Origin of the sequence: Chryseobacterium sp. SIMBA_029, from assembly GCF_046535275.1 — a bacterium.
Classification (GTDB): domain Bacteria; phylum Bacteroidota; class Bacteroidia; order Flavobacteriales; family Weeksellaceae; genus Chryseobacterium.
Window position 1 is genome coordinate 1 of the sequence record NZ_JAWRXA010000633.1, and the last position, 251, is coordinate 251.

At 65.3% G+C, this 251-nt stretch carries 1 protein-coding gene; it reads right to left on the reverse strand.

What is annotated here, in order from left to right; translation table 11 throughout:
* Positions 1-188 (reverse strand): VOC family protein (locus SB679_RS25510; protein WP_410705152.1); only part of this gene is annotated, 188 nt, incomplete at its 3' end.
* Positions 189-251 lie beyond the last annotated feature (63 nt).

Sequence of the window (251 nt, forward strand, 5' to 3'; positions counted from 1 at the left end):
GGAGCGTCGGTAACACCGAATACTTCGCCCTGGGGAGCTTGGACTATCGCCGTACGTCCGAGCGGCCCCTCCGTGAGGGGTTCCAGCAGCTTGGAACCACGTTCCGTAGCCATGCGGACCGTGGCCTCAACGTCGTCGCTGGCGAACCAAGTAAGCCAGTGCCCATGGGCTGGGTCCACGGGCGACACGCACTGCAAGCCAGCTACCTCCCTGCCGTCATGGGGCCTGCGGATGGTGGCATAGAGGCGGTC